The organism is Synechococcus sp. H55.8, from assembly GCF_047462375.1.
In the GTDB taxonomy this organism is placed as follows: Bacteria; Cyanobacteriota; Cyanobacteriia; order Thermostichales; family Thermostichaceae; genus Thermostichus.
On sequence record NZ_JANSJC010000018.1, the window covers coordinates 1 to 24,158 of the forward strand.

General features: G+C 59.7%; 19 protein-coding genes. 11 read left to right on the forward strand and 8 right to left on the reverse strand.

From position 1 onward, the window contains the following. The 7 genes from NW862_RS08720 to NW862_RS08750 all read left to right on the forward strand — a co-directional run. Positions 1–825 (forward strand): hypothetical protein (locus NW862_RS08720; protein WP_414427098.1); only part of this gene is annotated, 825 nt, incomplete at its 5' end. Positions 826–1,065: 240 nt separating this feature from the next. Beyond that, positions 1,066–2,379 (forward strand): histidinol dehydrogenase, encoded by a 1,314-nt coding sequence (gene hisD / locus NW862_RS08725; protein WP_414334957.1) that lies wholly within the window; start codon positions 1,066–1,068, stop codon positions 2,377–2,379. A gap of 31 nt (positions 2,380–2,410) precedes the next feature. Beyond that, complete coding sequence (locus tag NW862_RS08730) at positions 2,411–3,199, forward strand: hypothetical protein (protein ID WP_414334958.1); 789 nt, start codon at positions 2,411–2,413, stop codon at positions 3,197–3,199. Positions 3,200–3,307: 108 nt separating this feature from the next. After that, positions 3,308–3,613 carry a hypothetical protein gene (locus NW862_RS08735; protein ID WP_414334959.1) on the forward strand — a complete coding sequence of 102 codons (306 nt, stop codon included), beginning with the start codon at positions 3,308–3,310 and terminating at the stop codon, positions 3,611–3,613. 24 nt (positions 3,614–3,637) lie between these two features. Continuing rightward, positions 3,638–4,792, forward strand: a complete 1,155-nt coding sequence (locus tag NW862_RS08740) for a tetratricopeptide repeat protein (protein WP_414334960.1) — start codon at positions 3,638–3,640, stop codon at positions 4,790–4,792. Between the two features lie 562 nt (positions 4,793–5,354). Continuing rightward, a complete protein-coding gene (locus NW862_RS08745; RefSeq protein WP_414348813.1) occupies positions 5,355–6,125 on the forward strand; it encodes an RNA polymerase sigma factor SigF in 771 nt (256 codons plus the stop codon). Positions 6,126–6,245: 120 nt separating this feature from the next. Then, entirely contained in the window at positions 6,246–6,824 is a 579-nt protein-coding gene (locus NW862_RS08750; protein WP_414334962.1) for an SAM-dependent methyltransferase, read from the forward strand. On the opposite strand, the gene NW862_RS08755 is transcribed toward NW862_RS08750, so the two are convergent. Both NW862_RS08755 and hemH read right to left on the reverse strand, forming a co-directional pair. Then, positions 6,821–7,228, reverse strand: coding sequence for a VOC family protein (locus tag NW862_RS08755; RefSeq protein ID WP_414334963.1), 408 nt, complete (start codon positions 7,226–7,228; stop codon positions 6,821–6,823). The two genes, NW862_RS08750 and NW862_RS08755, sit on opposite strands and share 4 nt — an antisense overlap. A 43-nt stretch (positions 7,229–7,271) precedes the next feature. Further along, positions 7,272–8,306, reverse strand: a complete 1,035-nt coding sequence (hemH, locus tag NW862_RS08760) for a ferrochelatase (RefSeq protein ID WP_414334964.1) — start codon at positions 8,304–8,306, stop codon at positions 7,272–7,274. A 264-nt stretch (positions 8,307–8,570) separates the two neighbouring features. Here hemH and NW862_RS08765 point away from each other — a divergent pair, with 264 nt between their 5' ends. Then, positions 8,571–9,098 (forward strand): TM2 domain-containing protein, encoded by a 528-nt coding sequence (locus tag NW862_RS08765; protein ID WP_414334965.1) that lies wholly within the window; start codon positions 8,571–8,573, stop codon positions 9,096–9,098. Positions 9,099–9,105: 7 nt separating this feature from the next. Here the strand turns inward: NW862_RS08765 and NW862_RS08770 are convergent, their stop codons facing one another. The 3 genes from NW862_RS08770 to mfd all read right to left on the reverse strand — a co-directional run bounded on the left by NW862_RS08770 (position 9,106) and on the right by mfd (position 14,383). Next, complete coding sequence (locus NW862_RS08770) at positions 9,106–9,888, reverse strand: ABC transporter permease (RefSeq protein WP_414334966.1); 783 nt, start codon at positions 9,886–9,888, stop codon at positions 9,106–9,108. Further along, positions 9,885–10,820: an ABC transporter ATP-binding protein gene (locus tag NW862_RS08775; protein WP_414427099.1), complete on the reverse strand. Its 936-nt coding sequence runs from the start codon at positions 10,818–10,820 to the stop codon at positions 9,885–9,887. Before NW862_RS08775 ends, NW862_RS08770 begins: the two co-directional genes overlap by 4 nt. 95 nt (positions 10,821–10,915) lie before the next feature. Next, a complete protein-coding gene (gene mfd, locus NW862_RS08780) occupies positions 10,916–14,383 on the reverse strand; it encodes a transcription-repair coupling factor (protein WP_414427106.1) in 3,468 nt (1,155 codons plus the stop codon). A gap of 402 nt (positions 14,384–14,785) precedes the next feature. Here mfd and NW862_RS08785 point away from each other — a divergent pair, with 402 nt between their 5' ends. Both NW862_RS08785 and cydB read left to right on the forward strand, forming a co-directional pair. After that, complete coding sequence (locus NW862_RS08785) at positions 14,786–16,219, forward strand: cytochrome ubiquinol oxidase subunit I (RefSeq protein WP_414334968.1); 1,434 nt, start codon at positions 14,786–14,788, stop codon at positions 16,217–16,219. A gap of 217 nt (positions 16,220–16,436) precedes the next feature. Next, a complete protein-coding gene (gene cydB / locus NW862_RS08790) occupies positions 16,437–17,486 on the forward strand; it encodes a cytochrome d ubiquinol oxidase subunit II (protein ID WP_414336160.1) in 1,050 nt (349 codons plus the stop codon). 191 nt (positions 17,487–17,677) lie between these two features. Here cydB and NW862_RS08795 read toward each other — a convergent pair whose 3' ends face one another. The 3 genes from NW862_RS08795 to NW862_RS08805 form a co-directional block, all read right to left on the reverse strand. Further along, complete coding sequence (locus tag NW862_RS08795; protein WP_414427100.1) at positions 17,678–19,204, reverse strand: mechanosensitive ion channel; 1,527 nt, start codon at positions 19,202–19,204, stop codon at positions 17,678–17,680. Between the two features lie 565 nt (positions 19,205–19,769). After that, a complete protein-coding gene (locus NW862_RS08800) occupies positions 19,770–20,834 on the reverse strand; it encodes a spermidine/putrescine ABC transporter substrate-binding protein (RefSeq protein ID WP_414335349.1) in 1,065 nt (354 codons plus the stop codon). A gap of 115 nt (positions 20,835–20,949) precedes the next feature. Continuing rightward, on the reverse strand, positions 20,950–21,486 hold the full coding sequence (locus tag NW862_RS08805) for a thioredoxin domain-containing protein (RefSeq protein WP_414335351.1): 537 nt from the start codon (positions 21,484–21,486) through the stop codon (positions 20,950–20,952). 169 nt (positions 21,487–21,655) lie between these two features. Here NW862_RS08805 and pheT point away from each other — a divergent pair, with 169 nt between their 5' ends. Further along, on the forward strand, positions 21,656–24,133 hold the full coding sequence (pheT, locus tag NW862_RS08810) for a phenylalanine--tRNA ligase subunit beta (RefSeq protein ID WP_414335353.1): 2,478 nt from the start codon (positions 21,656–21,658) through the stop codon (positions 24,131–24,133). Positions 24,134–24,158 lie beyond the last annotated feature (25 nt).

A 24,158-nucleotide genomic window follows, 5' to 3' on the forward strand; every position in this document is an offset into this window, starting at 1 on the left:
ACTCTGCTGTGTTGGCCGAGTTGGCTCCTGAGGGGCATGGAGAAGGAAACACTCGAGAGTTTTTTGTCCATCCGGGGGGTGATGGGGGTGGCGCTCCTGAGTCGGACAGGCCGCCCTTTTTTCTACCGCTCTTTTCAGAACTTGGACAGCCGGCAGCAGCAGGCCCTTGCCGAAGGGCTGTTTCAGGTTTTGCAGACCATGCCCCCAGGCCTTGACTACTTTGACTTTCAGTTTGCCGAGCAACGAGTCTTTGTCTACCCCTTAGGGCCGGAGTGGGTGTTGCTGGTGGCGGTCAATGACGAGCTGGTGATGCCGGTCTACACCTTGGCCGTCAACCGCCTGCGAGCCGAGCTGCAACAGGATACGCCGAAGGGCCTGGCCACCTTTCGCCTGTTGACCAGCCAGGCGGAGGCCGTCCGGAACCCTACCCAACCCAGCTCCACCCTAGCAGAAGGCAAGCCCACACCAAGGGAGGAGGCGACCCAGCCGGCAGCGACAGGCAGCCGCATGCAGATGGATGTCTTTGTGCAATCTCTCAATCGCCTCTGCCAGATCACAAGCGGCTATTTGGGCAAGGCAGTGATCGTCAACTATTGGAAGGCAGCGCGGCAGGAAGTGGTGGAACGCCAGGGATCCTCAGCCGAGTGGCTCAACCAGTTCGAGATCGAGCGCAGCGGCCAAATCCACTACCGGGGCACCCTCAAGGAGCTGGACGAATCTCAACAAAAGGTGCTGCGGGACTGGGTACTGGCTTTTTTCCGCCGCTGCGAAGAGGTGATCCACGACTTTCGCAATTTAATCAAATCGGCTGAATTGCGCTGGTAAAAGCAGAGGAAGCTGCTTTTCAAACAGCGTCCTCAAAGCGCCATGGCCGGTTCTTGGCCGCGGAAAATCCAGGCTAAGCTATGACCATAGCAGATCACCCCAGGTGCAGACGGGATCCCTGACCGAGGATGGCTCCTCTGGCCACCACGAACCGGTGGAGTGAGGATCTGCTTTGCTACCGCGATGCCACCGGATCCCTCGCTACCATCTGCTTACGGCACGCTAGGCGAAGGAGTTGCCATGCTGAGAATCGTCACCCAGCTAACCGAGGCTGAAGCCGAGCTTAGACGGATCTCGGAGCGCACTCAGGCTGACCAGAACCTGCACCGTGAGGCCACTGTGCGGGAGATCCTGCAAGCAGTGCGCCGTCAGGGGGATCGCGCTCTACTGGCCTACACGGCTGAGTTTGACCAGGTGGAGTTGAGCGTGGCGGAGCTGAAGGTCTCGGGGGCGGAGCTGGAGGCGGCCTACCAGGCGGTATCGCCGCAACTGCTATCGGCCCTGCGCCTGGCCAAACAGCGCATTGAAGCCTTTCACCGGCAGCGGGTGCCCAGCAGTTGGGTGAGCTTTCCCGGCCCTGAGATCGTCTTGGGCAAGCAGTACCGCCCCGTGGACCGCGCCGGCCTCTACATTCCAGGAGGGCGGGCCGCCTATCCCAGCACCGTGTTGATGAACGCCATTCCGGCCAAGGTGGCGGGGGTGCCCGAGATTGTCATGGTGACCCCACCGGGATCGGACGGGCTGGGGGGCAAGGGGATCAGCCCGGCTATTTTGGTGGCCGCCCAAGAAGTGGGCATCCACACCATCTATCGCGTCGGCGGGGCCCAGGCCATTGCGGCGCTGGCCTATGGCACCGAGACCATCCCCAAGGTGGATGTAATCACCGGCCCCGGCAACATTTACGTGACTTTGGCCAAGAAGCTGGTGTACGGCACGGTGGGGATCGACTCGCTGGCAGGGCCTTCCGAGGTGTTGATCATCGCCGACGAGAGCGCCAATCCCCTCTATGTTGCCGCCGATCTTCTGGCCCAGGCCGAGCATGATCCCCTGGCGGCGGCCGTTCTCCTCACCCCCGATCTCCAGTTGGCCCAACAGGTGCAGCAGGCGGTGGCGGCCCAACTGGAGACCCACCCCAATCGCCTGATGGTGGAAAAGGCGGTGGCCAACTACGGGCTCATTGCCGTAGTGCCGGATCTGGCGACAGCAGTCAACTTGTCCAACCAGTTCGCGCCGGAGCACCTGGAGCTGCAGGTGGCGGATCCCTGGGCCCTGCTGGATCCCATTCGCCATGCGGGGGCAATCTTCCTGGGGCACTACACTCCAGAGGCGGTGGGAGACTACCTGGCCGGGCCCAACCACACCTTGCCCACAGCGGGGGCGGCTCGCTACGCCTCAGCTCTAGGGGTAGAGACCTTCCTGAAGTACTCCAGCCTGATCCAATACGGCTCGGCAGCTTTGCAGGAGGTGGCTGGCGCGATCCAAGCTCTGGCACAAGCGGAGGGGCTGCCCGCCCATGGCCGCTCGGTGCAACTGCGCTTGGCCGAGGGGAGCTAGAGAGTTTGGCCTGGCCGCAGGTTGGGTGACGATGGCAGCTTCTGTCTGGCGAAAGGGGCGGTGGTGGAGAGGGGCTCTGTCTGCGGCCATGGGATCCCTGCTGTTGGCGACGATGGCGGCTGCGGAGGGGATCCCTTCTCCGCCGCTGGCCGTGCCGTGGGAGTGGGTGTATGCCCTGCAGGAGCAGGCGCGGCAACGGCAGTGTACGCTGATTGGCCTGCTGCGCAGCCGGCCTCTGCCGGCACCGGATCCGCAGTGGCAGGTGTACACGCGGCTGGATTTGGTGGCCACCCCTCAGGCCAGTCGGTTGACCAGTGTGTTGTTTGCCAAGAACACTCGTACCCAAGCCTTGCAAGTGATCTATCAAGCTTCAGCGTCTGTGTACGACCCCGCCGAGCCCTTGGATTTTGCCATGATCCTGCCTCTGGCCTGGCAGGACAACACTCTGCTGGCGCGGGAGTACGAAGGCTGGTTCCAAACCGATTTGAGCTGGGATCGGGCGGTGATCTGGCCCTTGCCCACCGACTCGACCGGGATCCCGCCGGTACAGGTTTGGGAGCCACCGCCGGCCCTGGGATATGCCGAGCTGCTGGGCTGGGATCCCCAGGCGCGAGGGCGGGTGCTGTTTGCCGTGGCCGATAGCCTGGAAGAGGTGCCGCGGCTGGTGAGCGTTGGCTCCTCTTCCGATTGGTTGGTGCGGGGAACGGCCACGCTGACCGTCCCCGATTCCTCGGGTTTGGAAGAGGGCTGGATTGGGGCTGTTCCCGCAGGGTCAGCGGCCATTTGTCATGCCGGGAACTTTGGGCTAAACATCAGGTAGCCCTTCTCGATAGCCCTGAGCTTGGCGTTAGCGGATCCAAGACCGCGGGCGACGCAGCAGGGCCAAGGGATCCAAGGGCAACGTCGATAACCAAGGAGTGGGGCGAGCATGTCAAGACCGCAGGTACGGCGGGGATGGCCTCTGGAAGCCTTTGTGGGCGATGTTATCGTCTGTACACTGGAGGGATCCCATCTGGATCAAGTGACGGAGATCCGCGTCAGCCCGGCGGGCAAAGGGATCCGGGTTAGCTTCGGGGATCCCTTGGGGCGCTCCCAAGGGCCGGTGCAGGCCACTGCCGAGGCACTGACCGTAACTTTTGAGATCGATCCCAGCACCTACCCTGGCGAAAAACGCATCGAGCTGATCTCGCCGGCAGGGCCCAGCGATCCCCTGCCGTTTTTGGTGATGATGTAAAGTCGCGCGGCGAGGAAGTGGGTCATGCCGTTTGCGATTGCTCCGAGCGATGTGGGTGTGCTGCTGCTGGGGGTGGGCCTGTTGCTCTTGGCCGGCGGCTGGGCCTGGTGGCTGCGACGACAGCAGCAGGCTGCTCCCCCAGACTCGACAACTGTTTGGCCGGCAACGGCGGTTGACCTCTCTGCCCTTACGGTGGAACAGGGGGCCCAACTGCAGCCCTTCGAACAGGCGGTGGCAGATCGGCCCCAGGATCCCATTGCCTGGTACAACCGCGCCACCACCCTCGACCACCTGGGGCAGGCCCAAGCTGCCCTGGCCAGCTACGATCGTGCCCTGGAGCTGAAGCCAGATTTTCCCGAAGCCTGGAACAACCGCGGCTCTCTACTGGACGATCTCGGCCGTCACCAGGAAGCGCTGGCCAGCTACGAGCGGGCTTTGCACCTAAAGCCGGATTTTTTTGAGGCCCGCTTTAACCAGGCCAACACGCTGCGGCAACTGGGCCGCTACCAAGAGGCCCTGCGCGCCTACGAGCAGATTCTCACCTTCCGCCCCGATAGCTCGGAAACGTGGTATCTGCACGGGCTAACCTTGGCCTCGCTGGGGCAGTGGCAGGGATCCCTAGCTAGCTACGACAAAGCCCTGGCCATTAACCCCAGCAATCCCCAGGTTTGGCAAAGTCGCGGGCTGGCCCTAGTGCACCTGGAGCGCTACGCCGAGGCCCTGGCCAGCTATGAACGGGCCCTGCAACTGGGATCCGCATCGGCTTCCCTCTGGGCCGGCCACGCCCTTGCCCACCACCGCCTGGGCAACTGGATGGAAGCTCTCAACAGCTACGACCGCGCCCTGGCCCAGGATCCCCAGCGCCCTCAGATCTGGGTGCAGCGCGGCCTGGTGCTGATGGACTTGAACCTCTACGGGCTGGCCATCCAGAGTTTTGACCGGGCCCTGCAGATGGATCCCGAAGATGCCGAGGCCCACTACGCCAAAGCCTGCTGCTGCGCCTGGGAAGGTCAGGTGCCCCAGGCTCTGCAAGCCTTGGAGCAAGCCCTGCGCCTGCAGCCGGAGCGCTACCGCCCCTTGCTCTCCTCTGAGCCCTATTTCGACCTCATTCGCAGTGAGCCGAGCTTTACGGCCTTCCTGACAGCCCTCTCCGGCCTTGGAACCGACACAGAGGGATAGCTTGGTAGCTCCGTATTTCGTGCGGGGCGGAAAAGCCCGTAAGCAACTTTAGTTGCTCATCGTCTGCGTCCTGAGTTCCAGAGGATGGGCCGGCAACAGCAATCTGGTGGCTCCGCCCAATGCAGAGGAAACCCGCTGATTTTCCGTAGGGATGCTGTTGCTTACAGCGAAAAACCTGAGCAAACTGAGAACACTCCAGCTCCTGGCAGATCTCGGGGGCAAGTTGTGTTCTTGTTAACATCTGGTAGCATTTTCATGGACACAACCTGATACTGTCTGCCTGCAAGCTTCTTCGCGGTTGGTTCCAGGGGAAGTCTGGCCTGGAGAAAATAGGTGTCGCTAAGCATCCGCCGTCTTTGAGTTGTTTGGGTACTGATCCGGCTTTGAATGACTCCAGCTCAGAAAGTAAAGAAAAGAAAAAAAGTAATTGTCTATGCTAACAGCTCCTCAGCGGTCTCCTCTCGACGCCTCCGAGCCGCCAACGCCATCGACAGCCGCGGCTCCCCTATCTTTGACTAAAGCTAGTATTGGCGATTCTGGATCCCGAGCTGTGGGTGCGTCTATGGCATCCAAACATGAAGAAGTTAAAGCCCAAACCGCCGAACTGTTGCGACTGTACCACCAGACTCGGGATCCGGCCCTGCGCAACCGGCTGGTGGAAATGAACCTGGGCTTGGTGCGCAAAGAAGCCCATCACTGGAGTAACCAATGCAATGAGGGGTACGATGACTTGGTACAAATCGGCTGCTTGGGTTTGATTCAAGCCATTGAACGCTTCGATATTACCCGCGGCCTGGCCTTCAGCTCCTTCGCCATGCCCTACATTCGCGGAGAAATTCAACACTACCTGCGGGACAAAAGCTCCACCTTGCGGATCCCACGTCGCTGGACGACTCTGCAACGACAAGCCAAGAAGGCGATCGCCCGTCTGCGGCAAGAGTTGGGCCGTCCCCCCTCTGAGGCCGAGGTGAGAGAAGCTTTGCAACTGACGGACCGGGAATGGCAAGAGATGGAACTGGCTCAACAAAATAGCCTTTTGCTCAGCCTTGATGCCCCCATTCAAACCGGGGAAGATAGCGTTGCTCTAGGCGAGGTCGTTCCAGATCAACGCTACCGCAGTTTTCAACTGGCCGAAGAAGATCGCATTCGCCTACAACATGCCTTGGCCAAGCTGGAAGAGCGCACCCGCCAGATTTTGGAATTTGTCTTCTTCTACGACCTCACCCAAAAAGAAACGGCAGAGCGGCTGGGGATCAGCGCCGTTACTGTTTCCCGCCAGGTCAAAAAGGGGCTGGAACGCCTGGCCAAGTTGTTGAATCAAGATATTTTTTGATATTTTTTAAAGTGTTTGGGCCAAGGCGATTGACGGTGCTTTCCCATCCAGTAAAATGCCGGAGCCTCGGTACTGCAATAGATTGCTAGACTAATGGGAACACCGATCAAAATATATTTGATGAATAGAAAAAAGCGCTCTTCTCGGGATCAACCCTCAGCACCTCGCGGTTTCAAGCCCAAGCTGAACCACAACTTGCTCGGCAGGGATCCCTTCTTCCACGGCCAGCCCAACCGGCTCAGCTTGGCTCCTTATGTGCGCACCTTGCCCTCGGTTGTCGATGCCATGCTGGATTTGGCCCAGGTGGGGCGCGAAGATGTGCTGTACGACTTGGGCTGTGGGGATGGCCGCATCCTCATTCGAGCGGCACAGCGCTTTGGCACGCGGGGTGTGGGGGTGGATATCGACCCGGAGCGCATCCTCGAAGCCCAACAGCGGGCCCAAGAAGCCCAAGTTCAGGATCGAGTCATCTTTCTCCAGCAGGATTTGCTTAATTTGGACTTAGCCCCGGCGACAGTGGTGAGCTGTTATTTGCTGCCCCGCTCCCACCTGCTGATCCGAGACAAGTTGCGCTCACAGCTCCGGCCTGGCGCCCGCTTGGTTACCCATTCCTTCGACATGGGAGATTGGCCCCCCACCGCCACCACCACCGTATCGGATGTCATCAACACCTACACCATCTACCTGTGGCAGATCTAGCCCTCCCAGGCCATCACTTCCCAAACAGCCGCAGAAGGCTGGTGCAACACAATCCGGTTGCCATCGGGATCCTGAAAATCCACCTCCTGTCCGTGAAAAGCTTGCCGCAGGGGGGAGATGGAGAGCCGGTAAGTTTTCGACAGCCCCTCCAGCGTTGTCAGGGATCCCTGTAAATCCTGCACCTGCAAGCAGAGGCTCATCGCCCCGGCTTGAGCAGCAAAGTTGGGGTGACGGCTGCCATAAAGGCCCAGCCGCAACCCTGGCAGACGAAACTCCACATACACCGGCTCCCCCTCGGTTGGGAGCTGAGCTTGAGGAGGGATCCCCAAGAGAGCCTGATAGAAGTGCTGTAGACGGGGTAAATCCGGGGTAGCCACGCTAACCAAGGCACCGGAAATCAGCATTGCAACCGCGTGGGGTAGTTCTGTTGCTTTACCCTAGTCTGGCTCAGGGCTCGAGAACAGAGTGAGCCACAGCCGCAGGCACAAAGGCAGGAGCGGCCAAGCCCGAGGTGAGCAAATAAGGCCGCACCAGCGCCGCCAAGCCGGCAATGAACAGCGGGTCGGCATTTAGGGCGGGCACCCGGCGAAAATCGGCGATCCCAACCTGGTGGGCCAGCTCCCGATACTCGATGTCGATCTCCTGCAGGGTCTCGATGTGCTCCGACACAAAGCTAATCGGCACCACCAGCAACTGCTTCACCCCGCGCGCTCCCAGCTCCGGGATAACCCGTTCGGTATAGGGTTGCAGCCACCGCACCGAACCCACCCGGCTTTGGTAGGAGAGGGTGTGGTCATTGGGGCGCTCCACCTGCTGCCAGATCAGCCGCACACAAGCTTCCATTTCCTGTTGGTAGGGATCCCCGGCCTGGGTGACATAGCTTTCGGGAATGCCGTGAGCGCTAAACAGCACATGCACCCTTTCGGGATCGGCAAACCGATCCAATTGTTCCCGAATGGCTCCTGCCATCGCCTGCACGTACTGAGGCTGATCGTACCAAGAGCTGATCTGGCAGCGCTCGATGCGGCCCAGCTGCGGGTCTTCGGCCCAGAGCCGATCCAGCAGCTTAAAGCTGGAGCCGGTCGTGCTGATGGAATACTGCGGGTAGAGCGGCAGCACCACCAGGCGGGTGATCCCATCCGACTTGATCTGCTGCACCACCGACTCGATGAGCGGGTGCCAGTAGCGCATGGCCACATACACCGGCACGTCGTATCCCTCGGCCACCAGGTGGGCCTGCAGTTCTCGCGCTTGCTCGGCTGTGATGCGCCGCAAGGGGGATCCCCCCCCAATGGCTGCGTAGTTACGCCGGGATTTTGCGGCCCGCAGCGCGGAGATGGCCCAGGCAAAAGCCCCCTGCAAGAAGGGAAACGGCAGGCGGATCAGCTCGGGATCAGCAAATAGGTTGTAGAGAAAGGGCTGCACATCGGCCTGGGTCTCTGGTCCCCCCAAGTTCAGCAGGAGCACGCCGCTTTTGGACATAGCAAAACTCAATCATCGTTCTTTATCCACTGTAGGGGGTCTTATCCCACAGCGGGAAAGTGGCCTTAAGTTTTTTTGCAGCCTTTCTCATCCACCTAGCCGACGTTGGTGAAAGCGGCAACAGCAGGCCAGCCTCACCTGATGGCGCAGCGAAGTGAAGCTATCGTATACCTATACGCTTGGCTCTGGGACATTGAGCCTCGTCGCCAAGCCTTCTGTCCCTCCCCTGCTGCGCCGTAGCGTGGGGTCTCTCGGAGAAAAACGATGAGTTCTCGCTACCTACTGCCCCCTGCCGAGCCCAAATCTGTCGGCACCACCTACATCCTTTGGGCGCTGGGCATATTCGGGATCTGTGGCGTCCATCGCCTCTATCTGGGCAAAACCGTGACGGGCATTCTCTGGCTTTTGACCTTCGGCCTGTTGGGCTTCGGCCAGTTGATCGACCTGTTTCTGATCCCGGGCATGGTGGAAGATTACAACTTCAAGCTGGCCGTCCTGCAAGGAGTGCGGCCCTCTCCGGCTCCCGCAAAAGCCGTCTCGGCCCCGCCTCAGCCTTTGAAGGGACAGGCTTTGATGCGGGAGATCCTGCGGCTGGCGCAGCAGCGACAAGGGATCCTCACCCTCTCCGAAGTCGCCATCGAGCTGCCTGCTGACTTTGACGAGATTGAAAAAGCGCTGCGAGAGCTGAGCCGGCGGGGCATCGCTTCTCCCGAGAACAACTTGGCTACCGGCGCAGTGGAGTACCACTTCCCTCACCTGTTGCGCTCCCCTGGCGACCGGCGCTCCCTCTGACAACGTCCTACTGGGATCCCAAGATGCCCCGCTGTTTGGCCAGTTGCATCGCCCGGCGAAAGGCCAGCAGGCCCAGCCCGAAGTAGAAAAGGCCGCTGGCCAGAGCCATGAGCAGCCGCAGGGGATCCAAGCCCGCCTCCCGCACCATCAGATCCCGCAGCAAGCCGGCCCCTGCCGTCATGGGCAGCATCTGCCCCAGCCACTTCAGGGATCCCGACCACTCTTCCGTGGGGGTGGCCAGGAGAAAGAGCAGGCCGAATTGGCTGAGGATCAGCAGTTGTTGGATGCGCTTCCAAATCAAGGCAGCAGATCCCAGCAAAAACGAGAAGCCATAGGCCCCCAGCACCACGCTCAAGAGGGGCAACAACAGAGTGGGAGGAAAGCGCAGCCGGCTGCCTGTCAACAGCAAAATGACGCCCAAAATAACGGCGACGACGGAAAAGCGCAACACCAAGCTGGCGCAGGCCCGCGCCAAAAACAGGGTGGCCGCCGAAAAGGGCGAGAGCAACACCTGCTCCAAGGTGCCTGTCTGGGCTTCTACTTGCAGGTTGAGGGCAATATCGTTCACCACAAAAATGACCAGCGTCCAGAGCACATAGCCGATCACCACCGCGTCCAGCCGTTCGCCAAATTGGGAGGCCGGCCCCGCCACATACTGAGCGCCGGCAAAGAGGGCATAGAAGAAAAAGGTGGTGATCAGGATCCCGCCCAGGGCTTCTGCCGGATAGCGGATGTACTGGATCCAGGCCCGCTTCAGCTCGGCCCAAAACAGGTGTATCGCCTGCATCATCCTCGCCCATCCCCTCTTTTTAACAGCTTGAGGAAAACATGGGTGAGATCCGCTTCCTCTCGCTTAATGCTAAGCAGGGGCAAGGGCTTGAGGATCTCCAGCACCTGATACAACGCCTCTGAAGAGCCGCCAAAGCGCAACTGATGGAAGCCGAGAATCTCCACCCCTTGCTGGAGCAGGCGCTCCGCCCGGCTGGGATCCAGGTCTTGTTCCAACTCAATCCGATAAGTACTGGCTGCGCCGGCAAACTGGCGGATCAGCTCCTGCGTGGGGGCCTGGCAGATGATTCTCCCCCCCTCGATCACGGCCACTTGGTCTGAGAGGGCCTCGGCCATCTCCAGTTGGTGGGTGGTGAGGAGAATGGCCCGACCCGAAGCGGCAATTTGGCGGATCAAGGATTTCACCGCTTGCGCCGCTTCCACATCCAGCCCCAAGGTGGGTTCATCCAGCAACAGCAGAACCGGCTGGTGCAGCAGGGCAACAGCAATGGCCACCTTCTGCTGCATACCCCGCGAAAGGGTTTGCACGGCAACATCCCGTTTTTCCAGCAGGCCAAAGGTCTCCAGCAGCTCCAGCCCCCGTTGGCGAGCCGTTCTGGGGGATAGCCCCCGCAGCACGCCAAAATACTCTAAGTTTTGCAGGGGGGTGAGCCGCCAGTAGAGGTTGCGGTTGCCTTCCAGCACCGCCCCCACCTGGGCCAGCGCACCCGCATCGGCGTGGGGATCCCGTCCCAGGATGCGCACCGTGCCGGCATCCGGCTGGATCAGCCCAGCAATCATCTTGATGGTGGTGGTCTTGCCGGCTCCATTGGGCCCCAAGAAAGCCAGGATCTCCCCTGCCGCCAGCGTCAGAGAGACATCCACCACCGCCCGCACCTGCTTGCCCCCCTGCCGGTAGGTTTTCTGGAGGTGGTGAGCTTCGAGGACTTTCATGAGGCAAGGCAACGGGGAGTGCAAAAGTCCAACCCGAGGAAGGCCGGGCACCCATCCCAGTTTCTCACAGCAGAAGCCCCGCCCCGCAGCCAGGACTAAGTGGCTGTTGGGATCCCGGCCTCTATCCGGCTCAGGGCTAAGCCCATTTTGTCCAGCCACTGCAAAAGGTTCTCCAGTTGCTGCGCCGCAGGCACCATCCCCAGGCCCCGCACCGTCACCTTGCCCGGCTGGTAAACAAAGCGAGGCTGTAGGTGAGTGGGCAGCGCTTCCTTGAGGCGGTTCCAGGCGGGCTCCTCCATGGGAGTTTCCAGAAGCACATGCTCCTTGGCCGGCCTGATACGGGAAAAGCCCAGCCTGCGGGCCAAAATCTTCAGCTCCATCACCCGCAGCAGCTCCTGGGTAGGCCTGGGCAGGGGGCCAAAGCGATCCTGCCATTCCTGGGCAATTTGCAACAGCTCGACCCGAGAGCCGGCAGCAGCCAATTGGCGATAGGCCTGCATCTTTTGATCTTCGTCGGGGATATAGCTTTGCGGGATCATGGCGGTGACATTGAGGTCGATTTGCGTATCTTCCACCTGCGGGATCTCTTGGCCACGAATTTCGCGAATGGCCTCTTGCAGCATCTCCAAATAAAGATCGAAGCCCACAGCATTGACCTGCCCCGATTGCTGCGTGCCCAACAGGTTGCCAATGCCGCGAATCTCCATATCCCGCATCGCCAATTGATACCCAGATCCCAGTTGGGTAAATTCCTGAATGGCCTGCAGGCGTTTGCGGGCCTCTTCGGTGAGGATGCCATCTTCTCGGTAGAACAGCCAAGCATGGGCTTGGATCCCAGCCCGGCCCACCCGCCCTCGCAATTGGTAAAGCTGAGCCAGACCAAACTCCTGGGCATTTTCGATCAAAATGGTGTTGACACGGGGAATATCCAAACCCGACTCAATAATGGTGGTGCAGACCAGGATATCGATTTCCCCGTTGTTAAAAGCCAGCATCGTCGCTTCCAGCTCTCCTTCCGGCATTTGCCCATGGGCAATGGCAATGCGGGCGCCGGGCACCCATTCCCGCAATTTGGCGCTGGTCTCTTCGATCCCTTCAATGCGGTTGACAACATAAAAGACTTGCCCGCCGCGATCCAACTCTTGGCGGATAGCCGTGCGAATGACCTCAGGATTGTAGGGGGAGAGGTGAGTTTTAATCGGGCGCCGCGAGGGCGGGGGAGTTTGGATCAAGCTCATTTCCCTCAACCCCGACAAGGCCATATACAGCGTGCGGGGAATGGGGGTAGCCGTAAGGGTGAGCACGTCCACCTGGGTTTTGAGGAGTTTAATTTTCTCTTTTTGGTTGACGCCGAAGCGCTGTTCTTCGTCGATGACCAAAAGGCCCAAATCGCGAAACTGTACATCCTTGCCTAAAAGCTGGTGGGTGCCCACAATGACATCCAGTTCACCACTTTTGAGGCGGGCCAGGATCTCTTTTTTCTCGTCGGGAGTGCGGAAGCGGTTGAGTAAGCCCACTTGAATGGGATAGGGGGCAAAGCGCTCTTTGAGAGTGTGGTAGTGCTGCTGGGTGAGAATGGTGGTTGGCGCCAAAAGAGCTACTTGTTTGCCGGCGGTTACGGCTTTAAAAATGGCACGGATGGCCACTTCCGTTTTGCCAAAACCCACATCCCCGCACAGCAGCCGATCCATGGGGCGGGGAGACTCCATATCCCGCTTGATCTCCTGGACGGCGCGAATTTGATCCGGTGTCAGAGGATAGGGAAAAGAGTCTTCCAGCTCCTGTTGCCAAGGAGAATCGAGCGGGAAGGCATAGCCCTCCTGTTGGGCACGCTTGGCATAGAGTTCCAACAGGTCAAGGGCCACTTTTTGCAGGCTCTTTTTAACTTTTTGCTTGGTCTTTTCCCAGGTGCTGCCGGACATTTTGTGCAGCGCGGGGGGGCCATCGCCGCCGGCCCGGTAGCGGGAGAGGGAGTTGACCTGGTCGGCAGCCACCCGCAGCAGGCCATCGCTGTATTGAATGACCAGATATTCTCGGGTTTCGCCGCCGATGGTGAGGCTTTCCAGCCGCAGGAACTGGCCAATGCCATGGGCCCTGTGAACAACAAAATCCCCCGGCTTGAGCAGGTTGGGATCCACCTGGCGGGAGCTGGCCTGGCGGCGCTTGCGCACATAGGTGGGGGTGGCCAGGCTGTGCTGGCCGAAAAACTCGCGGTCGGTCAGCACCACCCACCCCAGCGTGGGCAGGAGAAACCCCTCCAGATCCGCTAGGCCGGAGTACTTCAGGGCCACCGGCGTGTAGGACTGGAGCTGGCGCTCGATAGTCGGAAAATCTTTGGGGTTGGGCACGTACTGGGCCGGGCAGTCGTGTTCCTGCAGCAGAGCCACGGTGCGGGAGGGCTGGGCGGAGAGGATCCACACCTGCAAGTGTTGCTTGCGGTACTCGCGCAGGGTTTTGGCCAGGGATCCAAACTGGTGGGGAGTGGCAGGGACAGGCCGGCTTTTGAGGTCGAGGACAGCTTCCCCCTCGCCAGCAGGGGCAAAGGCACGGGCCAACAGGCGGGGGAAGGGATCCCACTCAGCGGCCTCAAGATCGAAGGGGCGGTGGAAGGGCACTAGAGCCGGCTCAGCAGCCTGGGCCAATTGCCACTGCTCCTGGGCGTGGGCTAGCCACTGCCGGCTGTGGGCCTGGCACTGCTCCGGCTCGTCGATCAGGATCAAGGTATTGGGATCCAAGTAGCTCAGCAGGTTGGCCGGTGGATCGTAGAGCAGGCCGAGAAAACGGCGCAGGCCTTCTGGGGGAGGCGATCCCTGCTGCCGCAGGGCGGGGGAGAGCTGCTCCATCTTTTCCTGCAGCGCTGGCCAGAGCATGGGCCCATAGCCGGTGGGGGTCAGCCAGACAGAAGGGATCCCATCTTGGGAGCGCTGGCTTACCGGGTCGAACTCCCGCAGCCGTTCCAGCTCATTGCCAAACCACTCCAGGCGCACCGGCCACTCGCAGGCCACCGGGAAAATGTCGAGAATATCGCCCCTTTGGCTCCACTGCCCCTCGCTTTCCACCAGGCTTACCCGCTGGTAGCCCAGCCGGGCCAACTGCTGCCCCAACTGCTGCGGCGACAGCTCCAGGCCAGGTTCCAGCTTGAGGCAGAAGGCCTGAAACACCTCTGGGGGGGGAAGATGGGGTTGTAAGGCCCGCTCCGTGGCCACAACGGCCATGCCCTTTCTGCCCTGGAGACAATCGGCCAGCACCTGCAATTGTCCCCACACCAGTTCCGGCTCCAGGTCAAACGGCTCATAGGGGGAAGCCTCAGAAGTGGGATAAAGGTACACGCTCTCCCAGCCCATGCCCTCCAGTTGCGCCGTCCAGCGGCCTGCTTCTTCCAAAGTGGCAGTCACCACCAGCAGGGATCTCCCCTCCTGCTGGGCCAAAGCCGAGGCCATCAACCCCTTGGCGATCCGCCCTGCCCCTTGAATGGCTGCCTGTCGCCGCGATCTCAAGCGGGCGGCCAACTCTGGCATCAAGCCGGATTGGGCGAGAAAGCGCACCAGCGGGACAAACGACATCTTCCACCCCCCACTGCCAACTGGGATCTCCAACAAGCCGGGATCCCAATTCTGGCAGGCCCTGAGGAAAATTTGCATGGCGTTATCCCCGCCCCTCAACGGGCCATTTCGGGATTGCGGATCCCCAGGCTGCCGAGTTCGCAACCCTCTTTATCCTGTAGTCTGCTTTACACGAAGAAAACCCCTTCTCTCAGGATCCTAAAGTTAACCTTTAGAGTCGAGCAGCCCATGCTGATCCTGGTCAAGATGCAATCTTAGGAGGAACAAAAAAGATAGCCTTCCCGACCTCATCCAAATGGGTACGGATGTCTGCAGCGAACATACCTAGAGGCGTGCCTGCACAAACTGCAGCAGAGAGGGTTGGGAAAAGTTGAGTTTATCCATCCAAACTGGGTGCCAATCATGTTTCTAGACACCGTCGCACTTTCTCGACTACAGTTTGCCCTCACGGCCATTTTCCATATGCTATGGCCGGTTTTAACAACGGGACTGGCTATTTATCTTGTTGTTATAGAGGGCCTTTGGCTAAAAACCCGCAATCTAGATTACTATCGCCACGCTCGTTTCTGGTCAAAGATCTATGTGTTGAACTTTGGCATCGGCGTGGCCTCAGGGTTGCCGATGGCCTTTCAATTTGGCATGAACTGGGCCCCTTTTTCTGAGGCGGTGGGCGACTTCTTTGGAACCGTCCTTGGGTTTGAGGGCACGATGGCCTTTATGCTGGAGGCCAGCTTTTTGGGGATCATGCTCTTTGGCTGGGAGCGGGTGCCGCCGGTGATTCACTGGATCTCGACAATCCTGGTGGCCTTCGGCGCCAACCTCTCTACCTTTTGGATCCTGACGGCCAACTCTTGGCTACAGACGCCGGCAGGGGGGGTATTTGTCGATGGGAAGTTTGTGGTGCGCGACTACCTGCAGGCGATTGTCAATCCCTTCATGGTTAATAGCTTTCTGCACATGTTTTTTGCCACTTTGGAAACCTCTTTGTTTGTGATCGGTGGCATCAGCGCCTGGTACATTCTCAAGCGGCGGCACAGCGAGTTTTTTTCCCGTTCCCTCAAAGTGGTCTTGGCAATGGCTCTGGTGGTGGCCCCTTTGCAGGTGTTTATCGGCCACTTGAGCGCGGAGCAAGTGTATCGCTATCAACCGGCCAAGCTGGCGGCCATGGAGGCCCAGTGGGAGACGATCCCCGCCGGCGAACGAGCCGATTGGAGCCTGTTAGCCCTGCCCAACGACCGAGAAGAGCGCAACGAGTGGGAGGTGAAGATCCCCGGTGCGCTGGGCTATCTGCTGGAGTTTAAGCCCAGGCTGGATCGACCGGTGCAGGGCCTGAAAGCTTGGGATCCCCAAAATCGTCCCCACATGATTGGCCTCATCTACTACTCCTTTAGGACAATGGTGGCCATTGGCCTGTTTCTGGCCGGGCTTATGGGGGTTACCTTGATCCAGTGGTTGAGGGGCAAGCTGTCGGCGGAGGCCCTCTCCCAGCAGAAGTGGCTGATGTGGGCTTGGGTCTTCGCCGCACCCCTGGGATACATTGCCGTGGAGACCGGTTGGATCGTCCGCTGCGTGGGCCGGCAGCCCTGGATTGTGTATGGACAACTGCGCACCGCGGAATCCGTTTCGCCGCTGCCGCCGGGAGAGGTGCTGTTTTCTTTGGTCGGCCTGACTGCTTTGTATACGGTGTTTTTCGTGGCTGCCCTTTACTTTGGCAGCCGCATCATCCGCAGAGGGCCTGACCTGGAGCTGCCTGCCCCCGTTCCGGCAACCCAGCCGGTGATGGTGATCGAGCCTGCCCGCCACGAGCCGGATCGCCGTCCTGCAGAAGCTCGCTAGCACCGGTGCAGCCCCAACAGAACCCAGACGACACCGCAGGCTCCTCATCCAACAGCAGCCAAGCCACTTGTCGATTTCCAACTCCCCTCTCCCTTTGGGAGAGGGGTTGGGGGTGGTCGCGTGAGCGGCGCGGAGCGCTTGGGCCCAAAGGGAGAGGGGCTGCGGGTGAGGGGGATCATGTCTCGAACTGGTCGGAAATAAACTACAGAGAACGACGATGGAATCTTTCGAGCCTTTACAGCAGTTTTTACCGCAAGTCTGGTTTTTTATCCTCGGTCTCTTCCTCTTCCTCTATGTTCTGCTAGATGGATTTGACTTGGGGGTTGGCATCCTCTCCCTGACGGCTTCTAGCGAGACCCGCCGCAGCATTCTCATGACCAGCCTGGGCAATGTTTGGGATGCCAATGAGACGTGGCTGGTGCTGATGGGGGGATCCTTATTTGGATCCTTTCCCCTCGCCTACGCCACCATTCTCAACGCTCTCTACATTCCGCTGGTGATCATGGTGGTGGGCCTGATCTTGCGGGCTGTCTCTTTCGAGTTTCGGGAGAACGCCGACAACAAGCTGGTGTGGAACATTGCCTTCGGGGTGGGCAGCTTTTTGGCGGCCTTGGGCCAGGGGTTTGCCTTGGGCAGCGTCTTCGAAGGGATCCGCGTCGACGAAGCCGGCCACTTTGCCGGCAGCCCTTGGGATTGGCTGACCTGGCGCACGGTGTTGGTGGCTCTTACCTTGATCCAGGGCTACGTGTTAGTCGGCTCGGCCTATCTGATCGTTAAGACCACCGGCGAGCTGCAGAAAACCTACTACAAGACAGCAACCATCGCCACCTGGACAACGTTGCTGGGGGCAGTGTTTATCACCATCAGCACCCCCATCATGTCGGAGCAGGCGCGCGCTCAGCTTTTCTCGCCTCCTCTTTTCTATATCTTTGCTGCCATCCCCGTTTTGGGACTTTTGTTGGTGGCTCTGTTGCTGCGCAGCCTGCGGCGGCGAGAAGAAAATAGCGTTTTGGTTTATACTTTTTTAGTCTTTGCCCTTTCTTTTATCGGCTTGGGGTTTATGGTTTTCCCCAACATTATTCCTCCCAGCGTCACCATCTACGAAGCAGCCGCTTCTCCCAGTTCGCTGGTGTTTATGCTCACCTTTATTGGCTTTTTGATCCCGGTTATTTTGTCCTACAACATCTACAACTATGTGGTGTTCCGGGGCAAGATCGTGGTGCAGGAAGCAACGCCAGAAGAGGCCAAAGTTTCGGAGGCAGCTTAAACCCAAAGCAAAAAGTCTCAACTTAATTAATTAAATCAAGACCCCGCGGAGCGTTTTGCCAGGCGGGGTACATTTGCAAGCAAAACAGGGTTAACCTTGAGGGGGCCATCGGATGGGTGGCATGGCCACTCCTTAAGAAGCGCTGCTCTCTTTGGGTAGGAAGAGCAATTCCTCTAGCAGATTTGGCCTTTTCACTCCCGCTTCAGCCACTGCCGGATCTGCTCGGCAGCCACATCGCGACCTCCCAAACCAAAAGCCAAGGCCACCGCGACGGCAATCGCGCCCAGCACCAGGCCAAAAGCCAGCACCACAATGTCGGTGGCTACACCCATCTGTTGTAAGGCCATGGCGCCGACGAAAACCAAGATGGCCACCCGCGCCGCCTGCGCCAGCACGCCTGCAGAGGGGTTGCCCAAGCTCTTGATCATGGAATGGGCCAAATTGGCCAAGTAAAGGCCGATCCCGAACACCAAGGCGCCGATGAGCACCCGCCCGGAAATCAGCAACAGCCCCTGCACGATGTCGGTTAAAGCGGCAAACTGCAACAGCTCCACCGCCGGCACCGCCCCAAACAGGACCACGCCCACCCAGACCACCAGGCCGGCAATTTCAGAGGGGGTGCGCCGCTTCGCCAACTCCCCTTCAGCGGCAGGCGCTTCAGGAGCAGGGGCCAAGGGCAAGCCGAGGCCGGCAGCCAAGCGGTCGAAGCCCACCGCCTGCAGCAACTGGGTCACCAAACCGGCCAAAAACTGCCCCAGCCAGTAAAAGACGGCCAGAATCAGAGCCGATCCTGCCATTCGGGGAATGGCCCGCAACACCTGCTCCAGCATCGCCACCGCCGGATCCGAGATGGCCCGGATTTCCAGAGCATTGAGAGCCGCAATCACCGCCGGGATCAACACCAAGATGTAGGCCACCGTCCCGACAATCTGGGCCAACTGGGGAATGCCAAAGCGGGCCCCCAAGCGGTTGGCTCCTGCTGCCGCCAGCAAATTGGAGATGAGGCCGCGCACGATGCGGGCCAAAAACCAGCCCACCACACCGATGATGAGCGCTCCCAAAATGCGCGGCACCATCGATAGGATTTGATCCAGCAGGTTTTGCACCGGCTGCAGCGGCCCCCGCAGGTTCAGCGTATCCAGAATGAGCGGCAAAAAGAACAAGAGAATCAACCAGTAGAGGGCGTCACCCAGAGCTTCATTCAAGAGAAAAGGAGCGACCTCAGCCCCCCCTTCTGACTTTGCAGCCGTTCCTTCTGTGGCCGCTTCTGTACCCACCTCACCGGCAGCACTCTCTTGGTGAAGAGGCTGAACCAGCCGCTCGTCCAAGTTAAAGCGCCGCAGCCCCCGAATGACCGCTAGGCGGGCAACCGTGGCCACCGCCCAGCCCACCACCAGCAGCACCAGGGCTCCACCCAGCCGCGGCAGATAGACAAAGATTTCGCCTAAAAACCGATTGAGCGGATCGGAGACGGCCTGAAGCTGTAGGGCATTCAGCACCGCCACCAACACAAAAGCCAGGATGATCCAGTAAACAGCAGCGGCCACCCAGCGCTCCGTTTGCGGCAGCTTCTCGCCAGGCTTTTGCCCCAAAACCCAAGCAGCCAGGCGGTTATCGAGCTGCGTCCGCTTGAGCAGCCCCCGAACGCCGAAGGCCACCGCCGTGGCCACGATCCAACCCAGAACTAGGATGGCAACCGCTGCCAGCAGATTGGGCATAAAATCGATAAGCCTGGACCAAAGATTGACAAAAAAAGAGACAGTCTCATCTCTAAAAGTGTTTACAGGGGTGTCCATAATTACCCTCACAGCCTGAAATGCTCAGGATGCACAAATGATAAAAGTAGGTTAGCCTGAAGCGCTTCCTTGGGCAAGCTGGGTTTGTCCGGGAGAAAGCCTCAAATGTCAAAAGAAACGGCAGGTCTTGAAACAAAGCTTTACATCTATCCACAGGCGGCAAGGGTTGAGCCAAGCTGCAGGGGTTCTGCCCAAGAAAATTTAAGGTTTAGGTGTATAGGGGAAAACTTTTGCAGTTCTTTAGCTTAATCGGCGGGAAGCTCCGCACTGTATTGGTGAATTGTGTTGACTCAAGAGCCAATCAGTGTCGGGATGCAAGCCGTTCGTCCTACACTTGAGGAGAACAAGTTAAATCTCTGGAGAGTTTCCCGCCGTGGGTCGCACGGTGGCCGCACGCTGAGACCTCTGTACAAACAAGTCTGTGAAGCGTGAAGCCGTACTCTATCTAAGTTGTGTTTACTCAACGAAGATGAGTGTCGGGAGTCGTTCACCTACTTTTCACCGTTGTCCAGAGGGCGTCGATGAGGCGCAGCTCTTCCCCTGACAGCACCTTGAGGTAGCCCAGTTTGGCAAAGGTTTCTTCATCGGGGTAGATGGCCGGATTTTTCCGATCTTCCGGATCGATCAGGGGCAGCGCTGCGGCGTTGGGGGTGGCGAAGCGGTTGTGGTTGCTCAACTGGGCGCCGACCTCGGCATCCAAAATGAAGTTGATGAAGCGATTGGCCAGCTCAGGATTGGGGGCTTTGGCAGGGATGGCCATCACGTCCAGCCAAATGTGAGCGCCCTCGCGAGGGACGAAATAGCCGATATTGGGGTTTTCTTCGGTCGCCTGCAGCGCGTCGCCACTGTAGACAATCGCCACATTGGCCGTTCCGGAGACGAGTTGATTTTTGCCTCCTACGCCTCCGATGAGGCCGGCGCTGCGGCGTTTGGTCTCGATCAAAAGCTGCTGGATCTGCTGCAGTTCGGAGCGAGCAGTGGTGTTGATATCGAAGCCCAGGTAGAGGGCTGCCGCGGCAATCATGGAGCGCATCTCATCGATCATCACAAAGGGGCCGTACTGCTGCTGCGGGTCGAAAATCAATCCCCAAGAGCGCTCGAAGTTTTCCGGCAGGCGGTCTTTGCGGTAGCCGATGCCGGTGGTGCCCCACTGGTAGGCAGCGGTGTAGGTGTTCTCTGGGTCGAAGGGCAGGTCGACAAATTTCTCGCCCAGGTTGCTCAGGTTGGGAATCAGGTCTTTGTTAAGAGGCTGCAGCAGGCCCAGCTCCACCATGTTGGGCACAACGTAGTCGGTGGGCACGACGATGTCGTACTGGCTGACGCCGCCCCCCCGCAGCTTGGCGATCATGTCCTCGTTGGATTCGTACACACTCACCACCACGCGGCTATTGGTGGCTTTCTCAAAAGCCGTGAGAATGTCGGGATCAATGTATTCTGACCAGATGTAGAGGTTGAGGGTCTGCCTCTGGGCAGGGGTGGCATGGGGCCAAAACAGAGCCAGGATCAGCACACAAAAGGCCAGGGTTGTAGCCGAGGCAATCCACTTTTTCATGAGGTTTCTCCAACTGGGAAAAGTTGAAGACATCGTATCTGCTTTGTCTTAAGTTTTTGGGAGCGGCATGGCTATATGTCGCATGTTGTGAATGTGCTTCTGTTCGGCCAAAACTCTACCCGTGGCTGCGGGGATCCGGCTGATTGGGGAGGGTGGGTCTACTCCGCTCCAGCTCAGACACCGGCCCAATACTGGTCAACTGCAGAGGCTGCCCAGTGGCCAGAGCCAACACATTGGCCCGCAAAATCGACGGCGGCTGTTCTCCAATTGCCGATCCCAGCACCTCTCCCTGCCGATCCAAAAACAGAAAATGCGGGATCCCGTTTACCCGGTAGCGGCTCAGCTCCGGCAGCCACTTGGGATTATCCACATTGAGCATGACAAAGTTGACTTGATCGGCAAATTCCTTTTTTAGGTCGGCCAAGAGAGACGCCATCGCTCGACAGGTGGTGCACCAATCGGCATAAAACTCCACCAAAGAAGGTTTGCCGTTGGCTTGAGCTTGCTCCCAAGGTATGGCCTCTTGGGCCAGAGCTTCTAGGTGGGTGCCTGCCTGACGACTTTGGCTAGCCAAAAACAGGCCAGCCGCCATGACCACCGCCACCAGGGCAACCAGCCCGTTGCGCAGCCGTTCTGTCCAGTTTTCCCTCATGGTTCATTACCTCGCGATCGGCACATCTGGTGGATCTGGCTCTCACCGTTTTAGCATCCCAGCCTGTCCTGCCGGCTCCGGCCAGAGCAACATTTTGGGCCGGGATCCCGGCTGGAGAAGAGGGCCAGGTGAGCGATAATGGGTGCGGCGTTTGACCGATGGCTCAGCGATGCGCATCTCCTTGAAGTGGCTGCGAGAACTGGTGGATTTCCAACTTGCACCGGAAGAACTGGGGGAAGCCCTCACCCTGGCAGGGTTTGAGGTGGAAGAGATCGAAGATCGCCGCAGTTGGGCAGACGGCGTCGTTCTGGGCAGGATCTTGGCTGCCGAGCCTCACCCCAACGCCGACAAGCTGCAGGTTTGTCAGGTGGATTTGGGATCCGATCGGCCTGCAACCATTGTCTGTGGAGCCGCCAACGCTCGCGCCGGGATCCTCGTAGCGGTGGCCACGCCCGGCACCTATTTGCCCGCCATCTCCCTTACCATTGCCAAAGCCGACAAGCGCGGGGTGATCTCGGAGGGCATGATCTGTTCTTTGGCCGAGCTGGGACTGGAGAAAGCTTCGGCAGGGATCCACGAATTTCCGCCCGATTTGGATCTCAGCCTGCACCCGCTTGGCTCTGATGTGCGCCCGCTGCTGGGCCTGGACGATGTGGTGCTGGATCTGACTTCCACCGCCAACCGCGCCGACGCCCTGAGCATGGTGGGGATCGCCCGCGAGGTGGCCGCCCTCACCCGCAGCCCGCTGCACCTGCCGCCCATCAAGCCTCTGCAGGCCCAGCCCATCCCCAACTTTCAGTTGCGCATTGCTGACGCCAAAGCCTGCCCCGCCTACAGCGGCGTGTTGATCGAAGGGGTGAAAGTTGGCCCCTCCCCCGACTGGCTGAAACACCGACTGGCCGCCGCCGGGATGCGCCCCATCAACAATGTTGTGGATATTACCAACCTGATCCTGCTGGAGTGGGGCCAGCCCCTGCACGCTTTCGACTGGGATCGCCTGCTCCAGGTCATGGGCAAGAAAAAGCCCACCCTTGAAGTGCGCCTGGCCCAACCGGGAGAAACCTTGAAAACCTTGGACGGCCACACCCGCACCCTGCAGCCCGACAGCCATCTCATTGTGGCCGGCGGCCAACCGGTAGCCTTGGCCGGGGTCATGGGAGGGGAAGAGACCGAAGTCAGCTCGACCACCACCCGCATCTTTTTGGAAGCAGCCCTCTTCGATCCGGCGGTGACGCGGCGCTCGGCCCGCTCCCACTCGCTGCGCACCGAGGCTTCCACCCGTTATGAGCGAGGCGTGAACTTTGCCACCCTCGATCAGGCTCGGGATCGGGCGGTAGAGCTTATTTTGGAGCTGGCGGGCGGATCGGTAGTAGGCCTTACCCGCTTCGACCAACGTCCGCCTTTAGAGCGCACCTTGAAGCTGCGGCTGTCGCGGCTGATCGATGTGTTGGGGGACGAGGTGCAGGCAGCGGATGTGGAAGAGATCTTGTCTGCTTTGGGCTTTCGGCTCTCTCGCTGCGAGGAGGTCAGCTCCCGGAGTGCCCTCTCCCCCGCCACCGAGACGGCAACTGTGGCCCGCTGCGTTTGGCAGGTCGCCGTTCCCCCCTATCGCCTGCGGGACATTGAGCGGGAGATCGACCTCATCGAAGAGTTTGCCCGTCTCTACGGCTATGACCGCTTCTCGGAAACCTTGCCCACCGAGCCGCAGGTGGGATCCCTTTCGACACGAGAAACATTCACGCGCCAGATCCGAGAGGTGCTGCGCGGCATTGGCCTGACGGAGGTGTACCACATCTCCCTCTGTCCGGCGGAAGAGGACAGCTCCCTGGTGAAAATCGCCAATCCGCTTTCGCCGGAGTACTCCGCTGTGCGCAAGGCGCTGCTGCCCGGCCTGGTGGAGGCCTTCCGCTTCAACTGGGATCAAGGCAACGGCCCGCTACAAGCTTTTGAGATTGGCCGTGTCTTTGCCCATGCCCTGCCCACCAGCCCCCACCCTTACCAAGAGGCCGAGCATGTCGGCGGCATTATGGGCGGGGATCCCAATCCCCACGATTGGCAACACCGCAACCGACCCATGGACTGGTTTGAGGCCAAGGGGCTGCTGGTCTCGGCGCTGGAGCGGCTGGGATTTGGCCCGGAGTTGCGTCTGGATCCCCCTGAGGCGCAATCGCCGCTGCTGCACCCCGGTCGTCAGGCCGGCCTGTGGATCGCAGGATCCCGCATCGGCTTGTTCGGCCAGTTGCACCCCCGCCTTTGCCAGGAAAAGGGCCTGCCGGATCAGGTCTATGGGTTTGAGTTGCAGTTGGATCCCTTACTGGAAAGCCTGGAGAGACGAGGCATTGTGCAATTTGCTCCCTTTTCGCCTTTTCCTGCTGCCGATCGGGATATCGCCTTCTTTGCGCCGCTTGACCTCACGGTTGGCGAGATCGAGAAAGTCATTCGCCAAGCCGGCGGAGAACTTCTCCAATCGGTGCAGCTTTTCGACGAGTACCGTGGCCAAGGAGTACCTGAGGGGCAGCGCAGCCTTGCCTTTCGCCTGGTGTACCGCGCTGCCGATCGCACCCTGACAGATGCGGAGGTAGAAGCCCTGCAAAACCAGGTGAGGGCCCAGTTGGCAAAACAATTTCCGGTTACCTTGCGCAGCTAAGTGACTGCTTCATGCCCCAACCGCT

What these genes read in the sequence shown, in the direction of transcription:
- hisD (WP_414334957.1), top strand. Translation starts at nt 1,066, where the DNA reads ATGCTGAGAATCGTCACCCAGCTAACCGAGGCTGAAGCCGAGCTTAGA.
- NW862_RS08730 (WP_414334958.1), top strand. Translation starts at nt 2,411, where the DNA reads ATGGCAGCTTCTGTCTGGCGAAAGGGGCGGTGGTGGAGAGGGGCTCTG.
- NW862_RS08735 (WP_414334959.1), top strand. Translation starts at nt 3,308, where the DNA reads ATGTCAAGACCGCAGGTACGGCGGGGATGGCCTCTGGAAGCCTTTGTG.
- NW862_RS08740 (WP_414334960.1), top strand. Translation starts at nt 3,638, where the DNA reads ATGCCGTTTGCGATTGCTCCGAGCGATGTGGGTGTGCTGCTGCTGGGG.
- NW862_RS08745 (WP_414348813.1), top strand. Translation starts at nt 5,355, where the DNA reads ATGGCATCCAAACATGAAGAAGTTAAAGCCCAAACCGCCGAACTGTTG.
- NW862_RS08750 (WP_414334962.1), top strand. Translation starts at nt 6,246, where the DNA reads ATGAATAGAAAAAAGCGCTCTTCTCGGGATCAACCCTCAGCACCTCGC.
- NW862_RS08755 (WP_414334963.1), bottom strand. Translation starts at nt 7,228, where the DNA reads ATGCTGATTTCCGGTGCCTTGGTTAGCGTGGCTACCCCGGATTTACCC.
- hemH (WP_414334964.1), bottom strand. Translation starts at nt 8,306, where the DNA reads ATGTCCAAAAGCGGCGTGCTCCTGCTGAACTTGGGGGGACCAGAGACC.
- NW862_RS08765 (WP_414334965.1), top strand. Translation starts at nt 8,571, where the DNA reads ATGAGTTCTCGCTACCTACTGCCCCCTGCCGAGCCCAAATCTGTCGGC.
- NW862_RS08770 (WP_414334966.1), bottom strand. Translation starts at nt 9,888, where the DNA reads ATGATGCAGGCGATACACCTGTTTTGGGCCGAGCTGAAGCGGGCCTGG.
- NW862_RS08775 (WP_414427099.1), bottom strand. Translation starts at nt 10,820, where the DNA reads ATGAAAGTCCTCGAAGCTCACCACCTCCAGAAAACCTACCGGCAGGGG.
- mfd (WP_414427106.1), bottom strand. Translation starts at nt 14,383, where the DNA reads ATGTCGTTTGTCCCGCTGGTGCGCTTTCTCGCCCAATCCGGCTTGATG.
- NW862_RS08785 (WP_414334968.1), top strand. Translation starts at nt 14,786, where the DNA reads ATGTTTCTAGACACCGTCGCACTTTCTCGACTACAGTTTGCCCTCACG.
- cydB (WP_414336160.1), top strand. Translation starts at nt 16,437, where the DNA reads ATGGAATCTTTCGAGCCTTTACAGCAGTTTTTACCGCAAGTCTGGTTT.
- NW862_RS08795 (WP_414427100.1), bottom strand. Translation starts at nt 19,204, where the DNA reads ATGCCCAATCTGCTGGCAGCGGTTGCCATCCTAGTTCTGGGTTGGATC.
- NW862_RS08800 (WP_414335349.1), bottom strand. Translation starts at nt 20,834, where the DNA reads ATGAAAAAGTGGATTGCCTCGGCTACAACCCTGGCCTTTTGTGTGCTG.
- NW862_RS08805 (WP_414335351.1), bottom strand. Translation starts at nt 21,486, where the DNA reads ATGAGGGAAAACTGGACAGAACGGCTGCGCAACGGGCTGGTTGCCCTG.
- pheT (WP_414335353.1), top strand. Translation starts at nt 21,656, where the DNA reads ATGCGCATCTCCTTGAAGTGGCTGCGAGAACTGGTGGATTTCCAACTT.